Annotated in this window: 23 protein-coding genes and 1 pseudogene; 9 read left to right on the top strand and 15 right to left on the bottom strand. The window is 37.4% G+C overall.

Annotated elements, in window-relative coordinates; genetic code table 11:
• Positions 1-190: 190 nt before the first annotated feature.
• Positions 191-412 (top strand): annotated as a pseudogene (locus B1A77_RS10230) (hypothetical protein); the annotation flags it as partial.
• 59 nt (positions 413-471) lie between these two features.
• On the opposite strand, the gene B1A77_RS04155 reads toward B1A77_RS10230, so the two are convergent.
• The 6 genes from B1A77_RS04155 to B1A77_RS04130 all read right to left on the bottom strand — a co-directional run bounded on the left by B1A77_RS04155 (position 472) and on the right by B1A77_RS04130 (position 5,732).
• On the bottom strand, positions 472-681 hold the full coding sequence (locus tag B1A77_RS04155) for a hypothetical protein (RefSeq protein ID WP_012863840.1): 210 nt from the start codon (positions 679-681) through the stop codon (positions 472-474).
• 312 nt (positions 682-993) lie between these two features.
• Positions 994-1,818 (bottom strand): MetQ/NlpA family ABC transporter substrate-binding protein, encoded by an 825-nt coding sequence (locus tag B1A77_RS04150; RefSeq protein ID WP_077708045.1) that lies wholly within the window; start codon positions 1,816-1,818, stop codon positions 994-996.
• A 54-nt stretch (positions 1,819-1,872) separates the two neighbouring features.
• A complete protein-coding gene (locus tag B1A77_RS04145; protein ID WP_423837869.1) occupies positions 1,873-2,472 on the bottom strand; it encodes a methionine ABC transporter permease in 600 nt (199 codons plus the stop codon).
• A 71-nt stretch (positions 2,473-2,543) separates the two neighbouring features.
• Positions 2,544-3,566, bottom strand: a complete 1,023-nt coding sequence (locus B1A77_RS04140; protein WP_077708043.1) for a methionine ABC transporter ATP-binding protein — start codon at positions 3,564-3,566, stop codon at positions 2,544-2,546.
• 253 nt (positions 3,567-3,819) lie between these two features.
• Positions 3,820-4,686 (bottom strand): DMT family transporter, encoded by an 867-nt coding sequence (locus B1A77_RS04135; RefSeq protein WP_077708042.1) that lies wholly within the window; start codon positions 4,684-4,686, stop codon positions 3,820-3,822.
• A gap of 173 nt (positions 4,687-4,859) precedes the next feature.
• A complete protein-coding gene (locus B1A77_RS04130; protein WP_077708041.1) occupies positions 4,860-5,732 on the bottom strand; it encodes a helix-turn-helix domain-containing protein in 873 nt (290 codons plus the stop codon).
• A gap of 519 nt (positions 5,733-6,251) precedes the next feature.
• On the opposite strand from B1A77_RS04130, the gene pflB reads away from it, so the two are divergent.
• The 3 genes from pflB (at position 6,252) to pflA (ending at position 9,470) form a co-directional block, all read left to right on the top strand.
• Positions 6,252-8,369: a formate C-acetyltransferase gene (pflB, locus tag B1A77_RS04125; RefSeq protein ID WP_077708040.1), complete on the top strand. Its 2,118-nt coding sequence runs from the start codon at positions 6,252-6,254 to the stop codon at positions 8,367-8,369.
• Between the two features lie 75 nt (positions 8,370-8,444).
• Positions 8,445-8,681 carry an autonomous glycyl radical cofactor GrcA3 gene (gene grcA3 / locus B1A77_RS04120; RefSeq protein WP_004693956.1) on the top strand — a complete coding sequence of 79 codons (237 nt, stop codon included), beginning with the start codon at positions 8,445-8,447 and terminating at the stop codon, positions 8,679-8,681.
• 12 nt (positions 8,682-8,693) lie between these two features.
• Positions 8,694-9,470, top strand: coding sequence for a pyruvate formate-lyase-activating protein (gene pflA / locus B1A77_RS04115; protein WP_004693958.1), 777 nt, complete (start codon positions 8,694-8,696; stop codon positions 9,468-9,470).
• Between the two features lie 119 nt (positions 9,471-9,589).
• On the opposite strand, the gene B1A77_RS04110 is transcribed toward pflA, so the two are convergent.
• On the bottom strand, positions 9,590-11,485 hold the full coding sequence (locus B1A77_RS04110; RefSeq protein ID WP_077708039.1) for a heavy metal translocating P-type ATPase: 1,896 nt from the start codon (positions 11,483-11,485) through the stop codon (positions 9,590-9,592).
• Positions 11,486-11,685: 200 nt separating this feature from the next.
• Between B1A77_RS04110 and B1A77_RS04105 the strand changes: the two genes are divergently transcribed.
• The gene (locus tag B1A77_RS04105; protein WP_077708038.1) at positions 11,686-12,249 is read left to right on the top strand and encodes a TetR/AcrR family transcriptional regulator; all 564 of its coding nucleotides are present in this window, start codon (positions 11,686-11,688) and stop codon (positions 12,247-12,249) included.
• Between the two features lie 14 nt (positions 12,250-12,263).
• Here B1A77_RS04105 and B1A77_RS04100 read toward each other — a convergent pair whose 3' ends face one another.
• The gene (locus B1A77_RS04100; RefSeq protein ID WP_077708037.1) at positions 12,264-13,214 is read right to left on the bottom strand and encodes a 2-hydroxyacid dehydrogenase; all 951 of its coding nucleotides are present in this window, start codon (positions 13,212-13,214) and stop codon (positions 12,264-12,266) included.
• Positions 13,215-13,513: 299 nt separating this feature from the next.
• On the opposite strand from B1A77_RS04100, the gene alr reads away from it, so the two are divergent.
• Positions 13,514-14,626 carry an alanine racemase gene (gene alr / locus B1A77_RS04095; RefSeq protein ID WP_004693964.1) on the top strand — a complete coding sequence of 371 codons (1,113 nt, stop codon included), beginning with the start codon at positions 13,514-13,516 and terminating at the stop codon, positions 14,624-14,626.
• Between the two features lie 401 nt (positions 14,627-15,027).
• Here alr and B1A77_RS04090 read toward each other — a convergent pair whose 3' ends face one another.
• From B1A77_RS04090 to B1A77_RS04080, 3 genes are all read right to left on the bottom strand, one after another.
• Entirely contained in the window at positions 15,028-15,306 is a 279-nt protein-coding gene (locus B1A77_RS04090; protein ID WP_004693966.1) for a PepSY domain-containing protein, read from the bottom strand.
• Between the two features lie 158 nt (positions 15,307-15,464).
• Entirely contained in the window at positions 15,465-16,085 is a 621-nt protein-coding gene (locus tag B1A77_RS04085; RefSeq protein WP_077708036.1) for a ribonuclease E, read from the bottom strand.
• 516 nt (positions 16,086-16,601) lie between these two features.
• A complete protein-coding gene (locus B1A77_RS04080) occupies positions 16,602-17,165 on the bottom strand; it encodes a PepSY domain-containing protein (protein WP_077708035.1) in 564 nt (187 codons plus the stop codon).
• A 160-nt stretch (positions 17,166-17,325) separates the two neighbouring features.
• Between B1A77_RS04080 and fliB the strand changes: the two genes are divergently transcribed.
• Positions 17,326-18,237 carry a flagellin lysine-N-methylase gene (gene fliB / locus B1A77_RS04075; protein ID WP_077708034.1) on the top strand — a complete coding sequence of 304 codons (912 nt, stop codon included), beginning with the start codon at positions 17,326-17,328 and terminating at the stop codon, positions 18,235-18,237.
• 54 nt (positions 18,238-18,291) lie between these two features.
• On the opposite strand, the gene B1A77_RS04070 is transcribed toward fliB, so the two are convergent.
• From B1A77_RS04070 to B1A77_RS04055, 4 genes are all read right to left on the bottom strand, one after another.
• Entirely contained in the window at positions 18,292-18,921 is a 630-nt protein-coding gene (locus B1A77_RS04070) for a hypothetical protein (protein ID WP_077708033.1), read from the bottom strand.
• Between the two features lie 72 nt (positions 18,922-18,993).
• Positions 18,994-19,677: a hypothetical protein gene (locus tag B1A77_RS04065; protein WP_021147683.1), complete on the bottom strand. Its 684-nt coding sequence runs from the start codon at positions 19,675-19,677 to the stop codon at positions 18,994-18,996.
• Positions 19,678-19,976: 299 nt separating this feature from the next.
• Positions 19,977-20,648 carry a hypothetical protein gene (locus B1A77_RS04060; RefSeq protein WP_077708032.1) on the bottom strand — a complete coding sequence of 224 codons (672 nt, stop codon included), beginning with the start codon at positions 20,646-20,648 and terminating at the stop codon, positions 19,977-19,979.
• A gap of 351 nt (positions 20,649-20,999) precedes the next feature.
• The gene (locus B1A77_RS04055; protein WP_004693983.1) at positions 21,000-21,914 is read right to left on the bottom strand and encodes a metal ABC transporter substrate-binding protein; all 915 of its coding nucleotides are present in this window, start codon (positions 21,912-21,914) and stop codon (positions 21,000-21,002) included.
• Between the two features lie 147 nt (positions 21,915-22,061).
• Between B1A77_RS04055 and B1A77_RS04050 the strand changes: the two genes are divergently transcribed.
• Both B1A77_RS04050 and B1A77_RS04045 read left to right on the top strand, forming a co-directional pair.
• Positions 22,062-22,889, top strand: coding sequence for a metal ABC transporter ATP-binding protein (locus B1A77_RS04050; RefSeq protein ID WP_077708031.1), 828 nt, complete (start codon positions 22,062-22,064; stop codon positions 22,887-22,889).
• Complete coding sequence (locus tag B1A77_RS04045; protein ID WP_004693987.1) at positions 22,882-23,700, top strand: metal ABC transporter permease; 819 nt, start codon at positions 22,882-22,884, stop codon at positions 23,698-23,700. The genes B1A77_RS04050 and B1A77_RS04045 overlap by 8 nt, the downstream gene beginning before the upstream one ends.
• Positions 23,701-23,819 lie beyond the last annotated feature (119 nt).

The raw sequence follows: 23,819 nt of genomic DNA, 5'->3' as shown, positions 1-23,819 counted from the left end.
AAAATAAAACTGCAAAATTGCTAATACAGTATAGCAGAATTTTTTTAGTGAGAATATAATATTCGTCATAATACTTATTGATTAATACTAAACTTTTAGTAATAGTTTTTACTAGATATTTTTGGTTTTATACAATACAATATAAATATCGAAAATTATTAATTTAACTAAAATTACTGAAAGGATTTAAATGAAACCTTTTATACGCTATATAAAATCTTTATGGTTTCCAGTCATTATCGTATCCATTCTTTCGTTACTCACCGTGGCAGGCACATTATATATACCAACCTTAACGGCCACAATCATCAACGATGGCGTAGATATTCGCGACGTATCTCGTGAAAGCTTACACAACACGGTAGGCATGGTACTGCAAGATACTTGGATTTTTACCGGCACTATCACAGAACAAGGAACACACCACGAACTCATCAAACGCGGTGGTCACTATAAAGAACTATACGAAAACTATGTGGCAGGAATAAGTATATAAAATTCAGGATTGCCATTAACATCAATGTGAAGGGTTCCATATCCATCATTGATATCTTTCGTCATTTCATATATAGTAACCATAGAAGCAGAATTACTGGTCTGACTACCTGTACCTTTATGTACAGCAGCAGCAGTAATTCTGCTTTTTATTATAATATATAATTTCATATAAATTAAAATCATTAGGTGAAACCCTTATTTTATTCAAACCTTGTTCCGTAGTTAACCTAATAGCACCTAAATCAAACAAATCAAAATCATGTGACGACCCATGACACGCAGCTTGATAGTACTGATAATTATATTGTTTTTGAAGCTTGTCTAAATCTTTTTCGTTTAGTATACTATTGTTAATCATAAACTGATTAACACTCATTTGTCCGCTTGATTGGACGTTATTGACTGTTAATTGGTTTATTTTTTGTATTACCATACAATAGAATTATAGGAAAAAAGAACCACCGATAAGCTGCAACTTATCGGTGGTTCTCTTATTTATTCACCTTTTGGTACAAACCATAAACCGTTATTATTTTTTTCCATGTAATCCTTAAATTCTTGAGAATGATAAGCTGCTACAATGTCTTTTGCCCATTGTGCATCTTTATTTTTCTCGTTAACTACTACTTGTAACAACCATTGTGGCAATACATCTTCGTTAGCCAACGCTGATTTTGGATCAATTTTTGCATTATAAATGATAGCACCGGTAATAACAATATAGTCGAAATCAGTACGTACAGAAGGAATTGTAAGAGATTTCATTTCAGTAAATTTAAGATGTTTAGGATTTTCAATGATATCAGCTTGTGTTACTGTTGCTAAATCTTTGTTAGGATCAAGTTTAATCCAACCGATTTTTTGCAACAACGCATAGGCACGAGCCATGTTAGACGCATCATTAGGAACTGCAATAGTATCGCCATCAGCTACTTGATCTAAAGATGTCTTAGAACCACTAAAGATACCAGCTGGCACTGTTGGAATTGGGGTCAATGCTACAAGATGACCATTTTGTTTTTCGTTGAAGTTTTTCATGTATGCTGTATGTTGTTCAACATTAAAATCAACTTCACCATCACTCAATACTTGGTCTGCTTGTACCAAGTCAGACATATCTACACCTTTGAAGGTATAGCCTTGTTTTTCTAAAATTGGTTTTACACCTTTTTCAAACAATTCAGAATAAGGGCCTTGAGATTTACTATAGGTTAATTCTTTTTTAGCACCATTATCGCTATTATTAGAGCCGCAACCTGCGATAAAAGCTACGCTAAATACTAATGCCATACCAAGGGCAAGGAATTTTTTAAATTTCATAGTACATTCTCCTATACTTTCACAATCCATATAACTAAAATCTATTTCATCAAATTAGGAACGACGCGCACGACGTGCAAAGTAGTTACCTATTGTTTGAATAATTTGAACAAAAATAATTAAAATAACAACGGTAAATAGCATCAATGGGAAGTTCAACCGTTCATAACCATAGGTAAGAGCCAAGTCACCTACACCACCTGCACCAATGGCACCAGCCATAGCAGTAGCACCGATAAGACCTATAGTACCTGTTGTAATGGATAAGATAAGCGATCCCTTTGCCTCTGGTAAAAGGAAATGCCAAATCACCTCAAAATGAGAGGCCCCCATAGACTGTGCAGCCTCAATAATGCCTTTATTGACCTCTAAAATAGAGTTTTCAAAGAGTCGAGCAAGATAAGGCGCAATGAATATAACAAGCGGTACAATAGCCGCCGTTGTGCCCACACGAGTACCAACAATCATCTTAGTCAACGGTAAGATAAACACCATCAAGATGATAAATGGTACGGAACGCACGATATTAACAATTGTATTTGTAATGGTATAAACAACACTATTTTTAACAATCCCATTAGGATTTGTTACCACCAGTGTAACTGCAATAATTAACCCTAGTATTGTACCAATGAATAGAGATAGGAACACCATATATAATGTTTGTTCTGCAGCTAGTAATAACTGCGAACCGGGAACGCCAAGTTCTTGCATAAAGAAATCCATTATAGTGCCACCTCCTGCCATTCAATGCCTTGTGTCACAAGATACTCTTTTACCTTGCCCACTTCAAGATCATCACCAATGAACTGAACGATGAAAATTCCAAGTACCGTATGCTCTAACTCTGTTACCGTAGCAAACAACACACTCGTTTCTAAATCAAAAGTTTTATTAATATGATATAGCACATTATCAGTTGTATTATTTCCTAAGAAGTGCATTTTAAGTATTGTGTAAGGCCTTTTATCACAAGCCAAGGTATGTTTAACTGTAGATGGGATTTCATCAGGAATAACAGTCCTAACAAATCGTTTTGTTGTTTCATGCTTAGGTTTACTAAACACCTCAAGTACAGAACCTCTCTCGATAAGCTTCCCATGTTCCATAACTACAACGTGATTACATATCTTTTGGATTACATCTATCTCATGAGTTACGATAACGACTGTTACCCCTAGTTCACGATTAACGCGTTCTAATAATTGAAGAATAGACTCTGTTGTATCTGGATCAAGAGCACTTGTTGCTTCATCGCAAAGCAGAATTGATGGATCTGTAGCCAACGCACGAGCAATACCAACGCGCTGCTTTTGACCACCAGATAATTCTCCTGGATAGGCATTTGCTTTATCACCTAAATCAACAAAGTCTAACAAGGTTTTAACCTTATTATCAATCTCTGATTTAGGAACTTTATTTAGAATTAATGGAATCGCCACATTATCATACACAGATTTAGCATTCAATAAATTGAACTGTTGAAACACCATGCCGATGCGCTTACGAACCTTTCTGAGCTCGTTAAAACTTAAACCATTGATATTCACACCATCTATTTCAACATGACCAGAGGTAGGTACCTCTAAAGCATTAATCATGCGTAACAGTGTAGATTTACCGGCTCCACTAAAGCCAATAATGCCAAATATGTCGCCTTTTTCTATGGTAAAGTTTACATCAGATAATGCAGTAACCTTTTGCTTATTAACATCAAACTCTTTCGTTACATTTCGTATAGCAATCACTGTACCACCTCTTTTCCTACAATTCAGTAGGAATTAATTTTAAATTTAAAACATATCTATAAGGTATGATTTAATTATGTACTTAGATTACTACAATTTATAAGGACTGTCAAACCAAAAAAGAACCTCACCAGTTAAAAGGTTGAGGTTCTTTTATTATATAGCTCTTATCTTATAAGGGTTCACATCCCTATTTATCTAATTTTATTTTTTTACATCAAGCTGAACCAATTCAAACACTAACAAAAATAAATTATCTATATCGATTAAAGAGATATAGGGATCCTAAAATGACAGGCGCCCCTATATAGAGACCCATATTAGGTATTTCCCCCAATAAGAAGGCTGCTACAATAGCTGCCACTATAGGCGAGATATACATAAAATTAGTTACATCAGAAACCTTTTCAGCATGTTCCAAGGCATAGCTCCAGAATACAAAGCCTAACGCACTAGATAGGAATGCTAAATAGGCCATAGCAAATTTTGCACTAATCGGTGCCACCACAATCAATTCAATAGCATGTTCCGCAAAGGGCAATGCCATAATAGCCCCCGTAAACATAGACCACATAGCAATGGTAATAGGCTTATGTCCCTTTAAACTAAGTCCACGATTTAGAATATTATACACTGCAAAGAGTATCATCCCTAACAAAGTCCACAAGGCTCCTACAGGAATAGTAAGGGCGGAATTCCATAGAATAATTATGGCTACACCTATAAATGCAGTTATGGTAAATAGCCATCCTATAGGTCGTATTGTATCCTTATAAATAATCGTGGCCATCAGTGCTGTCGTCATCGGAGTCAAGGCCATAATAATACTGGATGTGGCCGCTGGAATTGTGCGCAAGCCTTCATTAAAAACAACTTGGTAAACAAAATTCCCTGTAGCGCCTAACAGAATATATAGTCCCCACTCACGCCATGTTGTCGGTATATGTAGCCCTTTTACAACGCCGATTACTAGCATAAGTAAAGCGCCACCCATGACCCTTGCCACAGACAATGTCAACGAATCTACTGACTGTAATGCGATTTTACTGAAAGGAAATGCAGTAGCCCACACCGCAATAGTAGCAGAAGCACCTAAAAGTGCTTTCTTTCGATTTGTCATTAACATCCACCTTTCAATAGCATTCGCCTATACAATCTATTATACCTTTTACCTCCTATGTAGGAAACGGTTTCTTCCTTATTCGTTCTACAAAATGCACAACAAAATTGTGGGAACAAGTAATAACGCTTTATGAAAACTATGTAGCAGATATGTCTATGTAGTTAATGCAACTATTCACTTAACTTGACTATTGTAAGTTCACTATTGATTCCATTGATTTCAATTTGATTTTCTGATTCAGACACAGAAAAATCGTCTACAAGATGTCCACGATTTTCAAAGAGCAATTTAGTACGAATACCTTTTTTCACCGCTTTGAAAGCATACTCATGAGAGACATATAGACGAGATTTCGCCGATATCTGATTCACATCAATTCGCCCCGTATAATCTGCTACATATATCTCCATTGGAGAGTTATTATCCAGCTCTATATGACTGTTACCGCCGGCAATATAAATTTCTTTAGCCTCTCCATCTAGCTCAAACTTTTCACTAATAATATCAAACAGCTCTAGCTTTTCACAATGGGTCGCTAGCTCCGTATCTCCCATATATTTTTCAGGCAAATTTATAAAAATCGACAGATGTTCTTTTACAAGCTCTTCACATAAGGATTTGGAACGATTTACATCCACATCGATACGCCTTTTGATATCATCGATTTTTACTTTCACCAGTTCCGTCAAATTTTCAATAGTATCACTGACCAGTTGAACCTTTATCTTCTCACCCTCTCCAGCTCTCATTTTTACGCGATTAACAGAACCCAGTTTAATGTCGAAATGTTTTATCTCATCGATATCGTATTCTACAATACTTTCATAAGGATATCGCGTTTTAACCGCTTCTTCTGAAAGCAATTCATCCACAGAGACATGGAATACAACTGAAAGAGCCTTTAAATTTGAAATATCCGGCATCCCACTGCCCGATTCCCATTTTGTTATGGCCTGTCTCGACACATTGAGCGTTTCAGCTAATTTTCCTTGAGATAATCCAGATTGTTTTCTATACTCCCGTAATCTTTCATTAAAATTCATAATGTAACCTCCTATTTTAGGCAATATCAGTTACTCTTCAACAAGAGCTGCTCAGAGTATAGTATATGATGTCATTGAAGAAAAGAAACGCTTGTTTTCCTTGCCGGCAACGTTCCGTAGCATTGCAATATGTGTGCATTTATAAAGACTTACAGGCTGATTCTGTACAAGATATAAACGGCCTCCGAACAGTACACAAATATAAACTATCCGATCATACTATTGAATAATCCGCCTTCATCCTCTTTAATGAAATTTTTATTTCCCTAAATAATATTGATATGCAATTTCATATTATTATGTATGCATCAAGTGAGATCACAAAAAGAAAAAACTTATATAATCCTCTATATACAAGTAAAATTCAATAATTCGACTTATGGAAATTTATAAGATACTTCACAAAATCGCATAGTATGTATTGAAAATCTATATCATCTATTCATTGTGGAATTGTTACAAACATTGTACACTATAGGCATAGAAATCTATAGTTATATCCTTTTATGGAGGTGCAAAATGCAACATACTGCATGGAAAGATTTTAACACAGGTGTGTGGGATAAAGCCGTTGATGTACGCGACTTTATTCAAAGAAACTATATCCCCTATGAAGGGGACGATTCCTTCCTTGCTGGTCCTACAGAACGAACAACAAAATTGTGGGAACAAGTAATGAAGCTTTATGAAGAAGAACGTGAAAAAGGCAGCATGCTCGATGCTGATACTTCCGTGGCCACACACATTACTGCCCATGCGCCAGGATATATCGACAAAGAACTTGAAACAATCGTTGGTTTACAAACTGACAAACCTTTAAAACGCGCTATGTTCCCTTATGGTGGCTTGCGCACAGCAAAATCCGCTATTGAAGAATACGGCTTCAAAATGGATCCGCAAACAGAGGACTTCTTTAAGAAACATCGCAAAACTCATAATGATGGCGTATTTGATGTATATACTCCAGAAATGCGTGCTGCACGTACCGCTCACATTGTAACTGGTTTGCCAGATGCGTATAGCCGTGGTCGTATTATCGGTGACTATCGTCGTATCGCTCTTTACGGTGTTGATTATCTCATTGAAGATAAAAAAGAACAATTTAGCATTACAATGGGTGACATGCTAGCAGATGTCATTCGCGACCGTGAGGAAATACAAGATCAAATCCGCTCTTTGAAAGAATTGAAAGAGATGGCAGCATCCTATGGCTATGATATTTCCAAACCAGCTAAGGATGTTCGTGAAGCTATGCAATGGATTTACTTCGGCTATCTTGGTGCTATTAAAGAGCAAAACGGTGCTGCTATGTCCATTGGTCGTAACTCCACATTCCTCGATATCTATGCGGAACGAGACCTTCGCAACGGCACATACACAGAGGAACAAATCCAAGAATTCGTAGACCATTTCATTATGAAATTGCGCATGGTTCGCTTCGCACGTATCCACGAATACAACAATTTGTTCACAGGTGACCCTGTTTGGACCACTGAATCCATCGGTGGTATGGGTACTGACGGCCGTACATTGGTTTCTAAGATGTCCTTCCGTTACCTACATACATTGACTAACCTTGGCCCTGCTCCAGAGCCAAACCTCACTGTATTATGGTCCCCTCGCATGCCTATCGGTTTCCGCCGTTTCTGTGCGAAATTATCCATTGAAACATCTTCCATTCAATACGAAAATGACGAATTGATGCGTCCTAACTCTGGTGATGACTACGCCATCGCATGTTGCGTATCCCCAATGCGTATCGGTAAAGAAATGCAATTCTTTGGTGCTCGTTCCAACTTGGCGAAATGCTTGCTTTACGCTATCAACGGTGGCGTTGACGAAAAGTTGAAGAAACAAATTGGTCCTAAATACCGCCCTATCACTTCCGAATACTTAGAATTTGACGAAGTATGGGAAAAATTCGACGACATGATGGAATGGTTGGCAGGCGTATATGTAAATGCCTTGAACATCATTCACTACATGCACGATAAATATGCTTATGAAAAACTAGAAATGGCATTGCATGACCGCAAGGTAACTCGTTGGTTTGCAACTGGTATCGCTGGTTTATCCGTAGTAGCAGACTCCTTATCCGCTATTAAATATGCTAAGGTAAAACCTATCCGTGACGAAAATGGCATCGCTGTTGATTTCGAAATCGAAGGTGACTTCCCTAAATATGGTAACGATGATGACCGTGTAGATAGCTTGGCAGCAAAGGTTGTTTCCACATTTATGAACAAGATTCGTAAACATCCTACATATCGTCAATCCGTTCCAACTATGAGCTTGTTAACAATTACTTCCAACGTAGTATATGGTACTGCTACAGGTTCTACTCCAGATGGCCGTAAAGCTGGCGAAGCTTTCGCTCCTGGCGCGAACCCAATGCACGGTCGTGATTCTCACGGTGCTGTATCCTCGTTGGCATCCGTAGCTAAAATGCCATGGCGTGATTGCTCCGATGGTATTTCTAATACCTTCTCTATCATTCCGGACGCATTAGGTAAATCTGGTGAAACATTTGTTTCCGTCAGCGATTTTGATATTGAGTTAGACCCTTCTCAATTGCCTAACAGCAATACAAACTTCGCATGCAGCGAACCAAATGTTACTATAAAGGAAGATAAATAAAATCTTCCACAGTATCGGACTGCTTTCACCGGCACCGATACGAGTGTTAGTCTTGGTTGAAAGGAGGTTATACCCATGAGCAACCAACAAGTTGATAACTTGGTAGAGTTATTGGATGGTTATTCCCAAAAGGGCGGCCATCATTTGAACGTTAACGTGTTTACTCGTGAAACATTGTTAGACGCTCAAAAACATCCTGAGTTGTACCCTCAATTGACGATTCGTGTATCCGGTTATGCGGTGCACTTCAACAAATTGACAAAACAACAACAGGACGAAGTTATTTCCCGTACATTCCATCAACGTATCTAATCGAGGTTTCCTATGACTGGACGTATTCATTCGGTTGAAACGATGGGTACGGTTGATGGTCCAGGCATGCGCATGGTGGTATTTCTTCAAGGATGCCCCATGCGCTGTGCTTATTGCCATAATCCTGATACATGGGATGAAACTAGCGATAATGCTAAATTCATGACCGTAAAGGAATTATGGGACCAGTACGAACGTAACCGCCAATTTTATACTAATGGTGGTATCACCGTCACAGGTGGGGAAGCTCTTATGCAAATCGACTTTGTTATTGAGCTTTTCACATATTTCCGTGAAAGAAACGTCCATACCTGTTTAGATACAAGTGGAATTTGTTTTGACCCCCACCAAGAGGTGGCATACCGTAAATTACTCAGTGTAACTAGTCTCGTCATCCTAGACATTAAGGAAATCGATCCAGCCAAGCATTTATGGTTAACGGGTAAACCGTTAGAGCCCATTCTCGGGTTTGCTCGATTGACGGCAGACGTGGAAGTTCCGATTTGGGTTCGTCACGTAGTAGTCCCTACGATTACAGATAATGCCGATCGTCACTATCGTCTAGGCTTTTTCCTAGGATCTCTGAAAAATTTACAAGCCGTTGATTGCTTACCTTATCACGTTATGGGTATTGCTAAATATAAGGAGTTAGGTATTCCCTATCGCCTAGAGGGCATCCCAGCTGCAACGAAAGATATTGCAGCTAAAGCGACAAGAACCGTGGTGGAAGGCATCAAGGCCTATAGACGCCATTGGTGGAGTCCCATCAAAACACAACATCAATCATAATCAAGTTTGAGGATAACTACCTCCCTTGATATATATAAATATATATACCAAGACTTGATCTATGATAGCCCTAATCAATAGAGCCGCCCCCATACAACCGGGGACGGCTCTTATTGCATTTAAATAAACTTTCTATCATACAAACGGGCAGCGATGAGGACCACTAAACAAGATCCCACATTATGCACTAATGCACCTGTAGTAGGCGTCAAAACCTCAAGCAATGAGAGAATAATAGCGATACAATTAATGACCATTGATAAAGCAATACTAAATTTTATAGTTTTAATCGTAGCATCTGATAATCGTTTAATATAAGGAATTTTACTAAGGTCATCACTCATCAAAGCAATGTCTGCTGTTTCTATGGCAATATCACTACCAATAGTCCCCATTGCAATACTCACATCAGCAGTCTTCATAGCCGGTGCATCGTTAATTCCATCGCCAACCATACAAACCTTATGATGTTTCCCTTGCAATGATTCGATAATACTTACTTTTTCTCCTGGTAAAAGCTCCGCATGTATTTCGGAAACGCCAGATTTCTTTCCAATATATGTAGCTGCTGCTTTACTATCACCAGTAAGTAATACTGTTGTCATATCTAAGCTTGAGATAGCAGATATCATATTTATCACATCATTTCGCATTGTATCAGATAATGTAATGATACCTATAATATGCTCTCTATCTGCAATAATGACAGATACCTTTCCTTCACTTCGATATACATTAATGGCTTGTTGAATAGACTCACTGACAATAATATTATGCTCTTCAAGGAATCGTTCATTTCCACAATATAATTCTCGACCTTTTATTACGGCTATAATCCCTTTACCTACGAACATCGTAAACGAAGTAGTATCAAGTATTTCTAAATCTTGCTCTATGGCATGAGAAACGATAGCTTTACCAATAGGATGCTCGCTCTTAGCCTCTGCAGATGCAGCTAATTGAAGAATATCGGTCTCACTATAATCTGTATCAACGGCTAAAATAGATTGGACCGCTAACTGACCACGTGTTAATGTGCCGGTTTTATCAAATGCCATAGTATCTACTTTTCCCATAGTTTCAAGAATTTCACCAGATTTAATAATAACTCCATGTTTAGTAGCTTGACCAATAGCAGCCATAACTGCAGTAGGTGTAGCGAGCACCAATGCACAAGGACAAAACACTACCAACACAGTAACACCGACGATGATATTACCAGTTATTAAATAGCCTATACATGCAATCATCAATGCAATAGGAACCAATCGACTAGCAACAATATCAGCTATACGCTGAATCGGAGCCTGTTTCTGTTCCGCATTTTTAATAAGTTGAATCATTTTTTGAATAGAACTATCTTCGCCCACTTTAGTAGCTATAATATCTATGGCACCAAAACAGTTAATCGTTCCGCCAAATACATCATCATCAATTATTTTATCAACAGGTATAGACTCGCCTGTCATAATGGATTGATCTACCGTTGTTTCACCATTAATAATGCGTCCATCTACAGGTATCGTTTCGCCCGGAAGGATTCGTAAATAATCACCACTTTGTATAGACTCTACAGGAACCATCATTTCTTTGTTATCTTGTATTTTACGACCCTTAACAGGTGCTAATGAAATTAACTTCTTCAACCCTTTTTTTGCTCGCTCGGTAGTTGATTCTTCAAGGAGAGCGCCTAAAGCCATAATAAACGCTACCTCACCAGCCGCAAATATATCTCCGATGGCAACGGCTGCAAACATAGCCATGGAAATCAATAGAGCTGATGAGATTTTACTAATTCCCTTATTATATACAATCCTTCGTATAGATAAATATACAAGAGGAAAACCACAAATAATAACGGTAATCCAGGAAGGTTCAAAAGGGAATATATTTTGAAATGGTCTCTGTCCACCAAACTCCTCTATCAAATGCGGAATCCCATCAAGCAGTAAAAATAGCCCCGCTAAAATCGTCATATATAAACCAGATAATATATCATGTATTCGATGTACCATACAACAATCCCCTTATCAAACTTTCACTACCAATATGAATTGAATTATGACTACACTTACAGTACAATAATTACGATAGCGAACACCTTGTTCACTTTAATTGTATCAACCTATAGTTTTAATACAATATATAAAACATCTTATATGTTCATTACGGAACATATAAGCTATTCTGTACTAAAAGAACGATAGGAGTTAATATGGATCGTAGACAGAAAAAAACTCGCAAAGCCATATTTATAGCTTTTAACGAATTATTATCTAATAAGGCGTATGACAAAATCACCGTTCAAGAAATCATTAGTGCCGCAGATATTGGCCGCACCACCTTTTATGCTCATTTCGACACAAAAGAAGCATTACTAGAAGCACTCTGCGAAGACTTATTTTTACATATAAAAGATAGTATTAATCATTTACCTCATGCTCATGGGCTTTATCAACAAAGTATTTACCCAGTCTCAGTATTTGGTCATTTATTACAACATTTACAGCAAAATGAAAATAAAATCCTAGAGCTACTAGCTAGTGATAATAACGAAATCTTTTTGCGCTATTTCAGGGATCATCTAAATGAGTTGGTACAAGGATATTTTATCAACCAAGACCGTAAAGCAAATACAAATCTACCAGATGACTTTATTATCAATCATATTTCAGGTAGTTTTGTGGAAATGGTGTTATGGTGGGTAAAAAACGGCATGAAAGAATCGCCTACAGAATTAGACAATTACTTTCATGCCGTTATAGAACCTATTATATAATTATTTTAAATCTATTAGGATACAACATTGATTGGTTCACCCTTAAAGAAGGCTTGTACATTGTCACGAATGATTCCTACCAAGCGTTGACGTGTTTCAAGGCCTTTCCAACCCATGTGTGGAGTAATGATAACATTATCTAGGGTATAAAGAGGGCTATCCTCAACTGGTGGTTCTACCTCTTGTACATCGAGACCGGCCCCAGCGATACGTTTAGCGGCTAATGCTTCACAAAGATCCCTTTCATTAATGAGAAGTCCACGGCCCGTATTCACAATGACCGCATTAGGCTTCATCTTACCGATTGTTTTTTTATTAATAAGATGTTTAGTTTGGTCATTTAGCGGGCAATGTAAGGAAATATAGTCACTATTTTCTAGCAGTTCATCAAGGCTCACATAACGAATGCCATCACCATCAGCCTTTGGTGTACGTGTATGCACTAAGATGTTCATACCTAGCGCTTTTGCAACTTTGATGACTTCCATACCGATGTGACCAGCTCCGACAACACCTAAGGTTTTACCATTCACTTCTGTATGGCTCACTTGAAGGTATTTCGTGAAATTGCTGCGATCACCTTTAGCCAGCATACCAATTTGTTGCTGCATGGTAGAAGCAAAATTGAGGATCATCATGATCACTGTATGTGCTACACGCTCTGTGCTATACGCAGGAATATTGCACACAGTGATGCCCTTTTTCTTTGCTGCATCAAGGTCAATATTATTATAGCCAGTACCTGCTTCTACGATAAGCTCTACAGTATCAGGGAATTGTGAAAGCAGATCGGCACTTACAGGCAATTCTTTTGTAACCACAACACGAGCACCTTGAATCCGTTCAATAAGCTCAGCATTCGTACTATCTTCGTAGACCTGCACATCATTAGATAATATGGAGAAATCCAATGCATGGTCATAATTCATTTTGCCTGCATTTACCACTACTACACGTTCGCTCATGAGAACCTCCTAAATTGAATAGCTTTAAATATATGTAATACTACTTCTATATAAATTATACTATTATTTATATAAATTTATACTAAAATAACTTCCATTATATATCAACTACCTATACCAATTAATATACTTTCACAACTAATTAGTATTCTTTCACAATTATTGTATATAATATATGCAGAAGAGCTATAAAATTAGAAATATAACTAATTTTTCTGTATAAAACTTTCACAAAAGTATTGTGTAATTCCCCAAAAGTTATAAAATAAGAGTAATGTTATATAGAATTGAGGAATACCATGAGACCCACCTATTTGACCATAAATACAAGTCTCGTTCGCGAGAATTTGCGTAAAATTAAAGATAGTTTGCCTGAGTGGAGCACATCTACAGCTGTTATCAAGGCCAATGGCTACGGCCACGGCAGCGTTATGATGGGCCGTATTGCTGTGGAGGAAGGTTACGAATCCTTAGCCGTTGCTATTCCGGAAGAGTCTGTACCTCTTCGCAACGCAGGTATTATGGTGCCTATTTATCTATTAGGTCTCACAAGGCCACAATCTTTTGAGCTTGTGGCAGATACGAATTCCATTCCTGCTGTTTGTGAATCTACAGACTTGGAAGCACTCGATAAAGTAGCCGATAATCACGACATGATTATTCGCGTTGCTGTTGCCGTCGATACAGGCATGCATCGCATCGGTATCAAGCCTGAGGATGCCATTGAGTTTATCAAACGCATTGAGTCCTACGAAAATTTGGAAATAGATGGATTCTTCTCCCACATGAGCAATGCTGATGCGGCGGATCAATCACACGCCCATAGCCAAACGCAAAAATTTCATCACATGGTAGATGAAATACGAGCATTCCGTCCAGAAGCAGATTACCGTTTCTCCCTCGCCAACAGTGCAGGGCTCTTATCTGTCAAAGACAGTTTATTTACAGATGCTCGTCCTGGTATTATTCAATACGGTATCATGCCATCCCTTGATGTGCCAAATCGATTGGGCTTAAAACCAGTTTTATCTTTCCATAGTGAAGTTGTTCATGTACAACACATACCTGCTGGCGAAGGCATTGGATATGGATCTACCTATATCACAGCTGAGCCAATGACGATTGCTACCATTCCTGTAGGATATGCGGATGGCTATCCTCGTAGTCTATCCAATCGAGGCACCGTACTGATTCATGGCACTCGTTGCCCCGTAGTAGGTCGCATTTGTATGGACCAATTCATGGTCGCCGTTCCAGATACAATTACCGTAAAGCCAGGCGATAAGGTGGTTCTTCTAGGTTCCCAAGGTCATGAAAGCATTTCTGCTTTAGAAATTGCAGCCCTTGCTTCCACAATTCCTTATGAGATTTTTTGTGGATTCTCAGAGCGCGTACCACGACAATATATTTAACCTATGTAAAATAAAGAAAGCCCGTATCACATGTAGAATTCTACATGTGATACGGGCTTTCTTGCTCTCCTATACCCAGCGTGCTGTAAAGCAGTTACGTTCTTATTGTGAGAGAGAGTATATATACCAAGTATATAATCTTATGATTCGGAGGGAACCACAATTCATAAGGGGCCCTCTGAATGATAGACGGCATAGGAGAGAGTCAATGTTTATCTATCCAATCCAGAGGGCTGTGTGTAATTGTTTAATGTGTGTGTTGTTTATTGTGTGTTTTTGTGTGTTTTATGTGTTGTGTATGTGTGTGTAAGTGTACTTATGTTATGTGTGTATAGTTTTGAGTGCTTAGTGTTCGTTTTTGAAAGGGTTTACTTTACAGCGCTATAGAATAGGAGATCAACTTATTTTGCTACCGTCCCTGTTTTAGCATCCAATACAACGGATATCGGTTTATTTTGTGCATCATGGAACTCTATGGTATATAGTGATTTTCCATTTTGATTAGCAAGAGACCACGCATTAATACCAGTCGCTACCTTGCCAGACTGTACAAAAGCTGCATTAATTGCCACATGTGGAGGTATTACTGTTCCGGCATCAATAGCACTAGCTTCCATAGATGCGTCATATGCTTTAGGAGTACCATCCGTTACATTACCAGTAGCCACATCTAGAGTCATAGAATGAGCACCACTAGTATTAAAACCAGCTACTTCATAGATGGCAGTTTTACCTTGAGTTTTGAAGGATACATTAGTGATTTTGGAGTTTCCAAATTTACTTTCGAATTGGTCAATTAAATAATTAGCACCAACTACGAAAATACTATTTTGGTCTACTACGCCTTCTTGCTGATTGGTTGTGCTAGGTTGTGATTTTCTACTTTTAGAGTTTTTTTTTCCTCTTTAGTAGGCTCTTCTTTATCAGCCTTTTTTTCGTCTTTCACAACTTTTACTTTAGGCGCTTTGTCTACTGCAGCTTTTTTAGTATTTTTAACTTCTTTATCATGCTTTGCTACAGATTCAGATTTTTTATCGCCACCGCGTACTACTCTTGTTTCACTAGGAGCTTTAGCTACAGATGCAGTTTCAATAGTAGGAACTGCTGCTGCAGGATTTTCTGTACTAGGTACTACAGTTTCTTGAGCTACTGGTGTTTTAACATCTTGTGTAGCTGTTGGAACTGGTGTAGTATTACGAACTGCTGTACCTACTTGATTACCGTCTGCTACAGGAGCTACCGGAGTTTTAGGTGCAACTGCAGTAGTAGCCACATCTGGAGCCACCGCTACAGTAGGAACTACTGGATCAGTAACTGGTTGTGCTGGAGTCGCTGTACTCGCTGTTTCTTGCGTAACAGGCATTGGAGTTACTGGTTCAGCTGCTGTTACAGCTACAGTGGCACCAAATACACCAGCCACTGCTAAAGCAATACTACTTTTTAAAATAGATTTTTTCATATTGTCCTCCTTATTAATTCATATACATGCAACTTTACGCATGTATATTTCCAGTCAACTCAATGTCATCATGTAAGTTCCAAAACATATATCTAGCATGGACTTGTAGATATATAGTTTGGAAATTTCAGATATAGTTGAGTTTGTCTTTCGACTGGTACACATACTATCGATAGTCTATGAAGTCAAAATGTAGAAGAACCATTAAATGCTTATTTTATAGTGAGTTTAGAATGAATTTATATATAATTCCTATAAAATCCTATGGGATTTACTTTATACTTAAAAATTCCATGAATAACATATCAAAAGCCGTTTACCCCATATATAAGGGATAAACGGCTTTCAAAATACACGTATTGATATCTAAAAATTCACATTCATGAGCAAACTTTCACAAAAAATACTTCAATACTAGTTATTTTTTTAAGAAAAACAGTATTAATGTATTTAATTATTATATTCAGAATAAAATAACTAAGCACTATTAAGATATAATAACTAGTCAATCATATATTAGTCATCAAATTTAACAGATAGCAATTTACCGTTCATTGCATCCATACGTACATGTACCTCTTTATTATCTTCTGTACCAAAGCTAACTTTGTACACGATTTTATCTTTATCATAGCCCACAGCCCATTCGTTGAGGCTCACAGCTTTGCCTTTTGTTTGGGCATAAGCAAAGTTCACCACTGCTGCAGGAGGTAAAATTTCTCGTGGATCAAAAGATTTTTTCTTTAACGATTTATGGAAGTCCCCTTCGCGTTTTTCAAAGATTTGATTAGTAGCATAGATATACGTTAACTCATATTTGCCAGTTTCATCAAAACCTTCTACATCATACTTAATTTGACCTCCATCTGCATCAAAGGCGATTTCCGTAATTCCAGCATTTGGATGATTTTGGATAAAGGCATTCAATAAACCATTAGCGCCTACAATTGCCGCATGGTTGCCATCAACAACTGCCACAGTTGGCTCTACAGCTACTAAAGGGGCTGCACTTGCATTTGGCATGCCAAATGCCGCTGCCAAGGCCAATACAAGGCTACCTTTTACAAAAAATGATCTCATTGGTTCCTCCATATCTCAAACAGTTATCATAACAATATATATACAATTATACACTAAATCAACGCGGTTTATAATCTTTATTTATATAATTAGTGCATGTACCTACGCCCTATGATACAATGCACATAGATTCATTTTTGTAACTACATGTGAGCTAACTATGATTTCAATTTACCCCACTATATATCACGCATTTCAATGCAAGGCCGATCAATGCGAAAATACATGTTGTCAGCTGTGGACCATCGATATAGATGAGCCTACTGCTAAACGTTACCATGCTATGACTGGCTCTCTTGGTGAAAGCTTACGCCAAGCCATCACTGTTGATGATGAAGGCAGTCATTTTATCTTTTCTAAAGCACAACCTATGTGTCCCTTACTCAATGAAAAAGGTCTATGCAAAGTAGTTCTTGAATTAGGAGAAGAAGGACTTTGTGACACCTGTCATATGCATCCACGCTTTTATAAATACATTGAAGACTTAGAACTATGTGGCGTTGGATTATCTTGTGAAGCATCGGTTGAACTATTAGCCCAACAAGAACCGATGGACTTTCTCCTCTTTACAATTGAAGATGACCATAATGAATTCAACTCTGAGGAGCGATTAACACTCCACAATATTTTTGAATTATTAGCCTTTGATTTAGATCCTAATCTATTCCAATATACGCCAAAGCCCTCAAAGCAGTCTTTCAAAGAACTATTAGACCTATATAAACAAACGGAACCCATCGATGAGAATTGGACAGCACAAGTTAATACATTATCTAGTAAACTAGACCAACTCATCGCATCCGTACAGACCTATATACAGCAAGAGGATATGAGCCTATTTAACAAAGTGTACCAATATATATTGTATCGCCAAATCGATATGCTATCAGATTATTCCTTGGAATCTATCTTAGCCTATGCAAAGGATGGTACTGACTATATACTTATAGCCAGCGCCTTAGAGGGACAACCATTAAAACAAATTGCTAGATGGTCACAACAAATCGAATACGACGAAGATAATGTGGCGCTATTATTACAACACTACGAAGCCCAACTTATTATAGAGTGAACAAAAACCGCAAGAATTTTATCTTGCGGTTTTTTTAAGTCTTATTATAATACATCATTTGAAGAAAGTATGAACAAAGCGAATCCATTGAGGTAATACAGAGACAGATAATAATGCCACAATAAAGATAACAATATAGGTTTTAATGATACCTAATTCAACATAACGTCTCATTAATTGGGCTACAATGAACACGGCATAATACTGGCTGAACATCGTAATAAGATAAGCCATATCCCCTACATATTTTTGAAGAGACAAAGAGAAAAAAATAATCCCTAGTATATGAATTAATACTAAGACAACCGTGCGAAGTGCATTTGTATAAGCTAATCCATATATATAATTGCGCAATACCCCACCATAAGTACCACGACCACCTAATAAAACAAGTAAGCGCCATATAACAAATGAACCGATGATAATTTGAAAAATTAAAAATACAGAACTTGCTAAAATACTAATTACATCAAAATGAGTTAACCCAGTAATCCGTTTAATTCCGAGCATTGGAGATATAACTTTCACCATAAACGGTAAGCTATAGGTCATTATATATAATACAATAGTAGATACGACTAGATTCAGAATGGCTCTTGTATGAGATCCATAATTGATAATATTCTGAAAAGATTGTTCGCTAAGCCTGGTAAATAAATGCAATATATCCTTATTCCATGTCATAAATGCTCCTTTTAGTTTAAAACTAGTAAAAAAGGACGAGCCATGTCTCGTCCTAGATATATCATATGTATTTTATCGAGTCAACATATAAATCCATTCAAACACGTGTGCTACCAAAAGAGCAATCAACATTAGAATCAAACCTTCATAAGGGGTCCCATTAATACATGCTCCCACAATACGTCCCATAGTTTGTAACAATAATACGGTACTTAAAACACATAGCACAATCATACAGAAGCCAATGATTGCTTGCAGTATTAATGGTACCGAAGTTAAAATCAGCATAATCCCTGCTGTAAAAGTAATCAATGCCACAACAAGTTGAGCAAATGACATGATATGCAAAATACCGGTTGTAACAGTTCGAACATAAAATTTACGCTGTTGAGCAACCGCATAAACTATAATGATACATGCCATGAAAATAACTTTTCCGATTACCCATGCAAAGCGACCCATATTCCAAAATTCTCTAGGACTACCCATCTGTTCCAAAAAAAGTTGTATTTCATGTTGACCTACTGGAAGAGATAGCGATTCCCACCTTACTAATAACGAAGAATTGCGTATAAACGCACGTATAGCATCTAAATATACGCCTTCACCTACAATAGTAAATTGATAACATATGAGTGTTAATAGCAGCATTCCTATGAGTTGCCCATAGGCAATATCAAAGTGATACATACGAGGATTATTCTCTTCAATAGGGTTTAATAAACGATAGATAAACTGCATTAAACCCACCATCATAGGTATCACCACCTTTTACACAATATACATACACAACATTTAAGTTTGAATACTATAACATACAACACACAATAAGGAACTATAAAAAATAGTTCCTTTTCATTTTCCGTTCATCATTATAGCACAAAACACATATCTTTTCATACTTTAATTATCCCAATGTAATGGGTCTTTCAAGCCTTTTTCCTTATAAAATACAGAGAAAAGCTATTAGAAGATTATATATAATCAGCTAATAGCTTTTTAGTAGAAAAGGGCTGTTTTATTACAGCCCCTTTCATATTTTTCATGTTATGTAATTATCTGGAACTAGCAAGTACTACCATACCAATCAAGATACCTAAAATGATTACAGGAATTAAACTCGTAATAATAGAAATGCCAAAAGTTGCTAAATGGGATTTATTAATTTGGCGACTCAATAATGTTAAGCATACCCAGAATGTATAGACTGCAAAAGCTATCGTTGCGAATATAATAATAGTTATCCATACAATACTACCTACTATAGAGTCAGGATTAGAGCCTAGTAGCAACAAAAATGGCAATGATAGTAATAGGAAGCCAATGAAATATACTAAGCCCATAATCTGATTATAAGCTTGTTCGTACCACATGATTTTTAACACAGACTCATATGTAGTATGGGCATCAAATTTATTGGCGACCCAAGAGAAAATCGCAGAATAAATAGCAATACCAATAAAAGCAAATAGCAAGCCAACCGCTAGGCCTAATATACCGGCCCCAGAAAGAGCCGCCGCACCAGTAAGTGCAACACTAAGTTTATCCACAAATATCATACTCAAAAAAGTAGGTAGAATATTTGAAAATACGAATGCCACCAATGCCAAAGCTACTGTAGCATAGAACCCTTTTCGACAAGATCCATGCTCTACAATCTGTGGAATACCGCGTTTAAAGGGAGCTACCACAAGCTGCCAAATATCTGAATACCATTTTGTTTCCATAGAACCTCCAAAACACCTATATTTTTCTAATCGTAACACAAACTATATTTAAACCGTCATGGACAACATTATACCTCCCACACCAAAGATGAAGGATATTATGTAAAAAGAAATTCCCGTTATCCAAAGATTTAGACCAAATTGCTTATAGGTAACTTGCCCCTTCAAAATAATAACTATGGTCAAGCCCTTTCATCAGCAACCCCTGATTTATTAATGATAACCATATTAGGTTTCCTTTTTATTTCATCTATTAATATATTATACTATATAATTCAAATTTTAAGACATTATTCTAACCTATTATAACGCAAAAAAGCAGCCCCACTAGGGGCCGCCTTTTCGTTTATCTTATTGCAAAGATGCTGCAATTTTTGTAAGGTTTTCATCCATACGTTCTAAGTATGTTTTATTATCTTCGTTACTTTCGATAGTGTAAATAGTTTCTACCTTAGCGCCTACTTCTTGTGCCAAAGTTTTGGATACTTCTGGACTAGCCATTTCTTCTGCAAAGATAGTAGTAATATGGTTTTCTTTAGCGTATTCGATGAGTTTAGCCAATTGTGCTGCATTAGGTTCACCTTCAGCAAATACATCTTCCACACTGTTTTGTTCTAAACCAAAATCACGGCATAGGTACGCAAACGCTGCATGGCCTGTAACAAAGTTTTTATGCGGAGCTTTAGCGAATTGCTCTTCATATTTTTTAATCATTGCATCTAATTTAGCAACGTATTCAGTATAATTCTTTTCATAATAATCCTTGTTTGCTGGGTCAACTTTTACAAGGGCATCCTTGATATTTTTCACTTCAATTTTAGCATTTTTCAAAGATAACCATGCATGAGGATCTTCTGCACCATGTTCTTTAATTTCTTCTGGGTCAGTATTTTTAATAGCTTCAACACCTTCAGTAGCTACAACAGATACGAGTTTATCATTTTTAGCTGCTTCGATAGCTTGTTTTGCCCAAGGCTCCATACCAAAACCGTTATACACAAATACTTGAGCTGTTGCCAATTGTTTCATATTTTCAGGCTTCAATTCGAAATCATGTGGTTCTACGCCATCTGGTATAATAGTAGATACCTCTACCTTGTCACCACCAATAGCCTTAGTAAACTCAGCCATTGCATTAAAGCTTGTTACCACTTGGATTTTTTTACTTGCTTGTTCCTTCTGTGCATTCGGTGCATCGTTGCCACAACCTGCAAATAAAGCAGCCATCATAATACCTACAACTAACAAAATCAGTTTCTTGATCATCGTAGTCCTCCTTTGTAAAAACCTGATCGCTATGCCTATACAGAATATAAACCATTCTTTAGTTGCAGTTGCGACTCAGTTGCATTTGTAATATAGTTATAGTATAAACTTACTTAGAATTTTGTCAATCAGAAATGTGGTTTTCATATGTTATCAATAGAACATCTTTATTTTTCCTATCAAGGTCAACCGCCTTATGTGTTAAATGACCTTAATTTACATATTCACAGTGGTGATTATATATCCATCGTTGGGGATAATGGGTGTGGTAAAAGTACCTTGCTCCGTCTCATTTTAGGTTTTCTTACCCCTGTAAAAGGCTCTATCAAGCGAAGCACCAATAATATTCGGTATGTGTCTCAAAAAAATGACTTCTCTCACGCAGGCTTTCCTATTACGGTAAAAGAAATCCTCGATTCCTACCGTAAACTTTTAAAGATTAAGGATAAACAGGAAGTCAATCGCGTATTAGAGCTTACCCATATGACGGAATTTAAAGACCGTCTCATCAGCAAACTTTCAGGTGGACAAGCTCAGCGTGTATCTATCGCCCGCGCCCTCATCGGTAAGCCTGACCTCATCATCCTCGATGAGCCTTCAACAGGTATCGATAGAAAAAGCCAAGAGGGCATCTATGCTCTACTTCGAAATTTGAACCAAGAGCACCATATTACGATTATCTCTGTTGAGCACAATATCGAAATGGCTCTCGCCAACTCTACCAATATCTACCATATTGCAAATGGTCAAGGTCACCTTTGCTCCCCTGAGCAATATGCTAGTGAAATCATGCACAGTACAGGTCGCAATCCAATAGATCACAAAAACTGCTCCTGTTTCACAGATGTAACAATAGAAGCTCAGGCTCAGGCTCAGGCTCAGGCTCAGGCTCAGGCTCAGGCTCAGGCTCAGGCTCAGGCTCAGGCTCAGGCTCAGGCCGATGATACCACAGTTGAGGAGGTGCGCCATGTTTAGTTATGATTTCATGCAAAATGCCTTCTTCGTAGCAATTTGTATTTCTCTTTTATGTCCATGTATTGGTATCTTCATGGTGCTACGCCGTTCCAGTATGATTGGCGATACCATGAGTCACGCATCGCTAGCAGGTATTACACTAGGTTTATTAACGAATACTAATCCAATTTTAGGAGCCTTTATCTTCACTGCCATCTGCGGTGCACTCATCGAGTTCTTGCGAAAATATTTTTCACACCATCTCGATCTTATTCTTACTATCATCTTATCCCTCAGCATCGGTACAGCTATTACACTTATTAGCTCAGGCAAACTAAAGGCTAACGCAAATGTATTCTTCTTTGGTAGCATCCTAACGGTAAACGCAACCGATATGATTAGTATTGCAGTGCTCACCATTTTATCAGTATTAACGCTATACTTTTTGTATAACTCCTTACTCTACATCGCTTACGATGAAGAAGCGGCTCGTGTAGCAGGTGTTAAGGTAGATTTTATCAACTATATCTTTGCTATCTTAATGGCTGCCGCCGTATCCATTTCTATTAAAATCGTTGGTGTTCTCGTATTGAGTGCCATGATTGCATTACCAGTAGCATCTGCATTACAATTAGAAAAAGGATTTAAAATAACTTTATTATGCTCCATTGGATTTAGCTTACTTGCCATGATTATCGGACTTTTTGGATCCTACTTCCTTAACGTAGCACCTGGTGGCTTCGTGTCCCTAACGTCGGTAGGTATTTTATTGGTAGTGTTAGTCATTAAAAATATTCGCACCATCATACGACGCTTTCAGTTTAGTAGATAAGCTAAAACAATAATTTATATATTTAGGCATAAATATTATAGCTAGTTAGAGTAATATAACTAGTTAGAGTCAAATAATACAGCTAGTAGATTAAAAAATATAACTAGTTAAATATAAAA

The sequence above is a fragment of the Veillonella parvula genome (assembly GCF_002005185.1).
In the GTDB taxonomy this organism is placed as follows: domain Bacteria; phylum Bacillota; class Negativicutes; order Veillonellales; family Veillonellaceae; genus Veillonella; species Veillonella parvula_M.
This window is presented reverse-complemented; position numbering and strand designations above follow the sequence as displayed.

Coding starts and splice junctions, on each gene's coding strand:
- B1A77_RS04045 (WP_004693987.1), top strand. CDS start 22,882: ATGTTTAGTTATGATTTCATGCAAAATGCCTTCTTCGTAGCAATTTGT.
- B1A77_RS04080 (WP_077708035.1), bottom strand. CDS start 17,165: ATGAGATCATTTTTTGTAAAAGGTAGCCTTGTATTGGCCTTGGCAGCG.
- B1A77_RS04155 (WP_012863840.1), bottom strand. CDS start 681: ATGATTTTAATTTATATGAAATTATATATTATAATAAAAAGCAGAATT.
- fliB (WP_077708034.1), top strand. CDS start 17,326: ATGATTTCAATTTACCCCACTATATATCACGCATTTCAATGCAAGGCC.
- B1A77_RS04055 (WP_004693983.1), bottom strand. CDS start 21,914: ATGATCAAGAAACTGATTTTGTTAGTTGTAGGTATTATGATGGCTGCT.
- B1A77_RS04085 (WP_077708036.1), bottom strand. CDS start 16,085: ATGAAAAAATCTATTTTAAAAAGTAGTATTGCTTTAGCAGTGGCTGGT.
- B1A77_RS04150 (WP_077708045.1), bottom strand. CDS start 1,818: ATGAAATTTAAAAAATTCCTTGCCCTTGGTATGGCATTAGTATTTAGC.
- B1A77_RS04105 (WP_077708038.1), top strand. CDS start 11,686: ATGGATCGTAGACAGAAAAAAACTCGCAAAGCCATATTTATAGCTTTT.
- B1A77_RS04100 (WP_077708037.1), bottom strand. CDS start 13,214: ATGAGCGAACGTGTAGTAGTGGTAAATGCAGGCAAAATGAATTATGAC.
- pflA (WP_004693958.1), top strand. CDS start 8,694: ATGACTGGACGTATTCATTCGGTTGAAACGATGGGTACGGTTGATGGT.
- grcA3 (WP_004693956.1), top strand. CDS start 8,445: ATGAGCAACCAACAAGTTGATAACTTGGTAGAGTTATTGGATGGTTAT.
- B1A77_RS04070 (WP_077708033.1), bottom strand. CDS start 18,921: ATGACATGGAATAAGGATATATTGCATTTATTTACCAGGCTTAGCGAA.
- alr (WP_004693964.1), top strand. CDS start 13,514: ATGAGACCCACCTATTTGACCATAAATACAAGTCTCGTTCGCGAGAAT.
- B1A77_RS04145 (WP_423837869.1), bottom strand. CDS start 2,472: ATGGTGTTCCTATCTCTATTCATTGGTACAATACTAGGGTTAATTATT.
- B1A77_RS04090 (WP_004693966.1), bottom strand. CDS start 15,306: ATGACTCTAGATGTGGCTACTGGTAATGTAACGGATGGTACTCCTAAA.
- pflB (WP_077708040.1), top strand. CDS start 6,252: ATGCAACATACTGCATGGAAAGATTTTAACACAGGTGTGTGGGATAAA.
- B1A77_RS04065 (WP_021147683.1), bottom strand. CDS start 19,677: ATGATGGTGGGTTTAATGCAGTTTATCTATCGTTTATTAAACCCTATT.
- B1A77_RS04135 (WP_077708042.1), bottom strand. CDS start 4,686: ATGACAAATCGAAAGAAAGCACTTTTAGGTGCTTCTGCTACTATTGCG.
- B1A77_RS04130 (WP_077708041.1), bottom strand. CDS start 5,732: ATGAATTTTAATGAAAGATTACGGGAGTATAGAAAACAATCTGGATTA.
- B1A77_RS04060 (WP_077708032.1), bottom strand. CDS start 20,648: ATGGAAACAAAATGGTATTCAGATATTTGGCAGCTTGTGGTAGCTCCC.
- B1A77_RS04110 (WP_077708039.1), bottom strand. CDS start 11,485: ATGGTACATCGAATACATGATATATTATCTGGTTTATATATGACGATT.
- B1A77_RS04050 (WP_077708031.1), top strand. CDS start 22,062: ATGTTATCAATAGAACATCTTTATTTTTCCTATCAAGGTCAACCGCCT.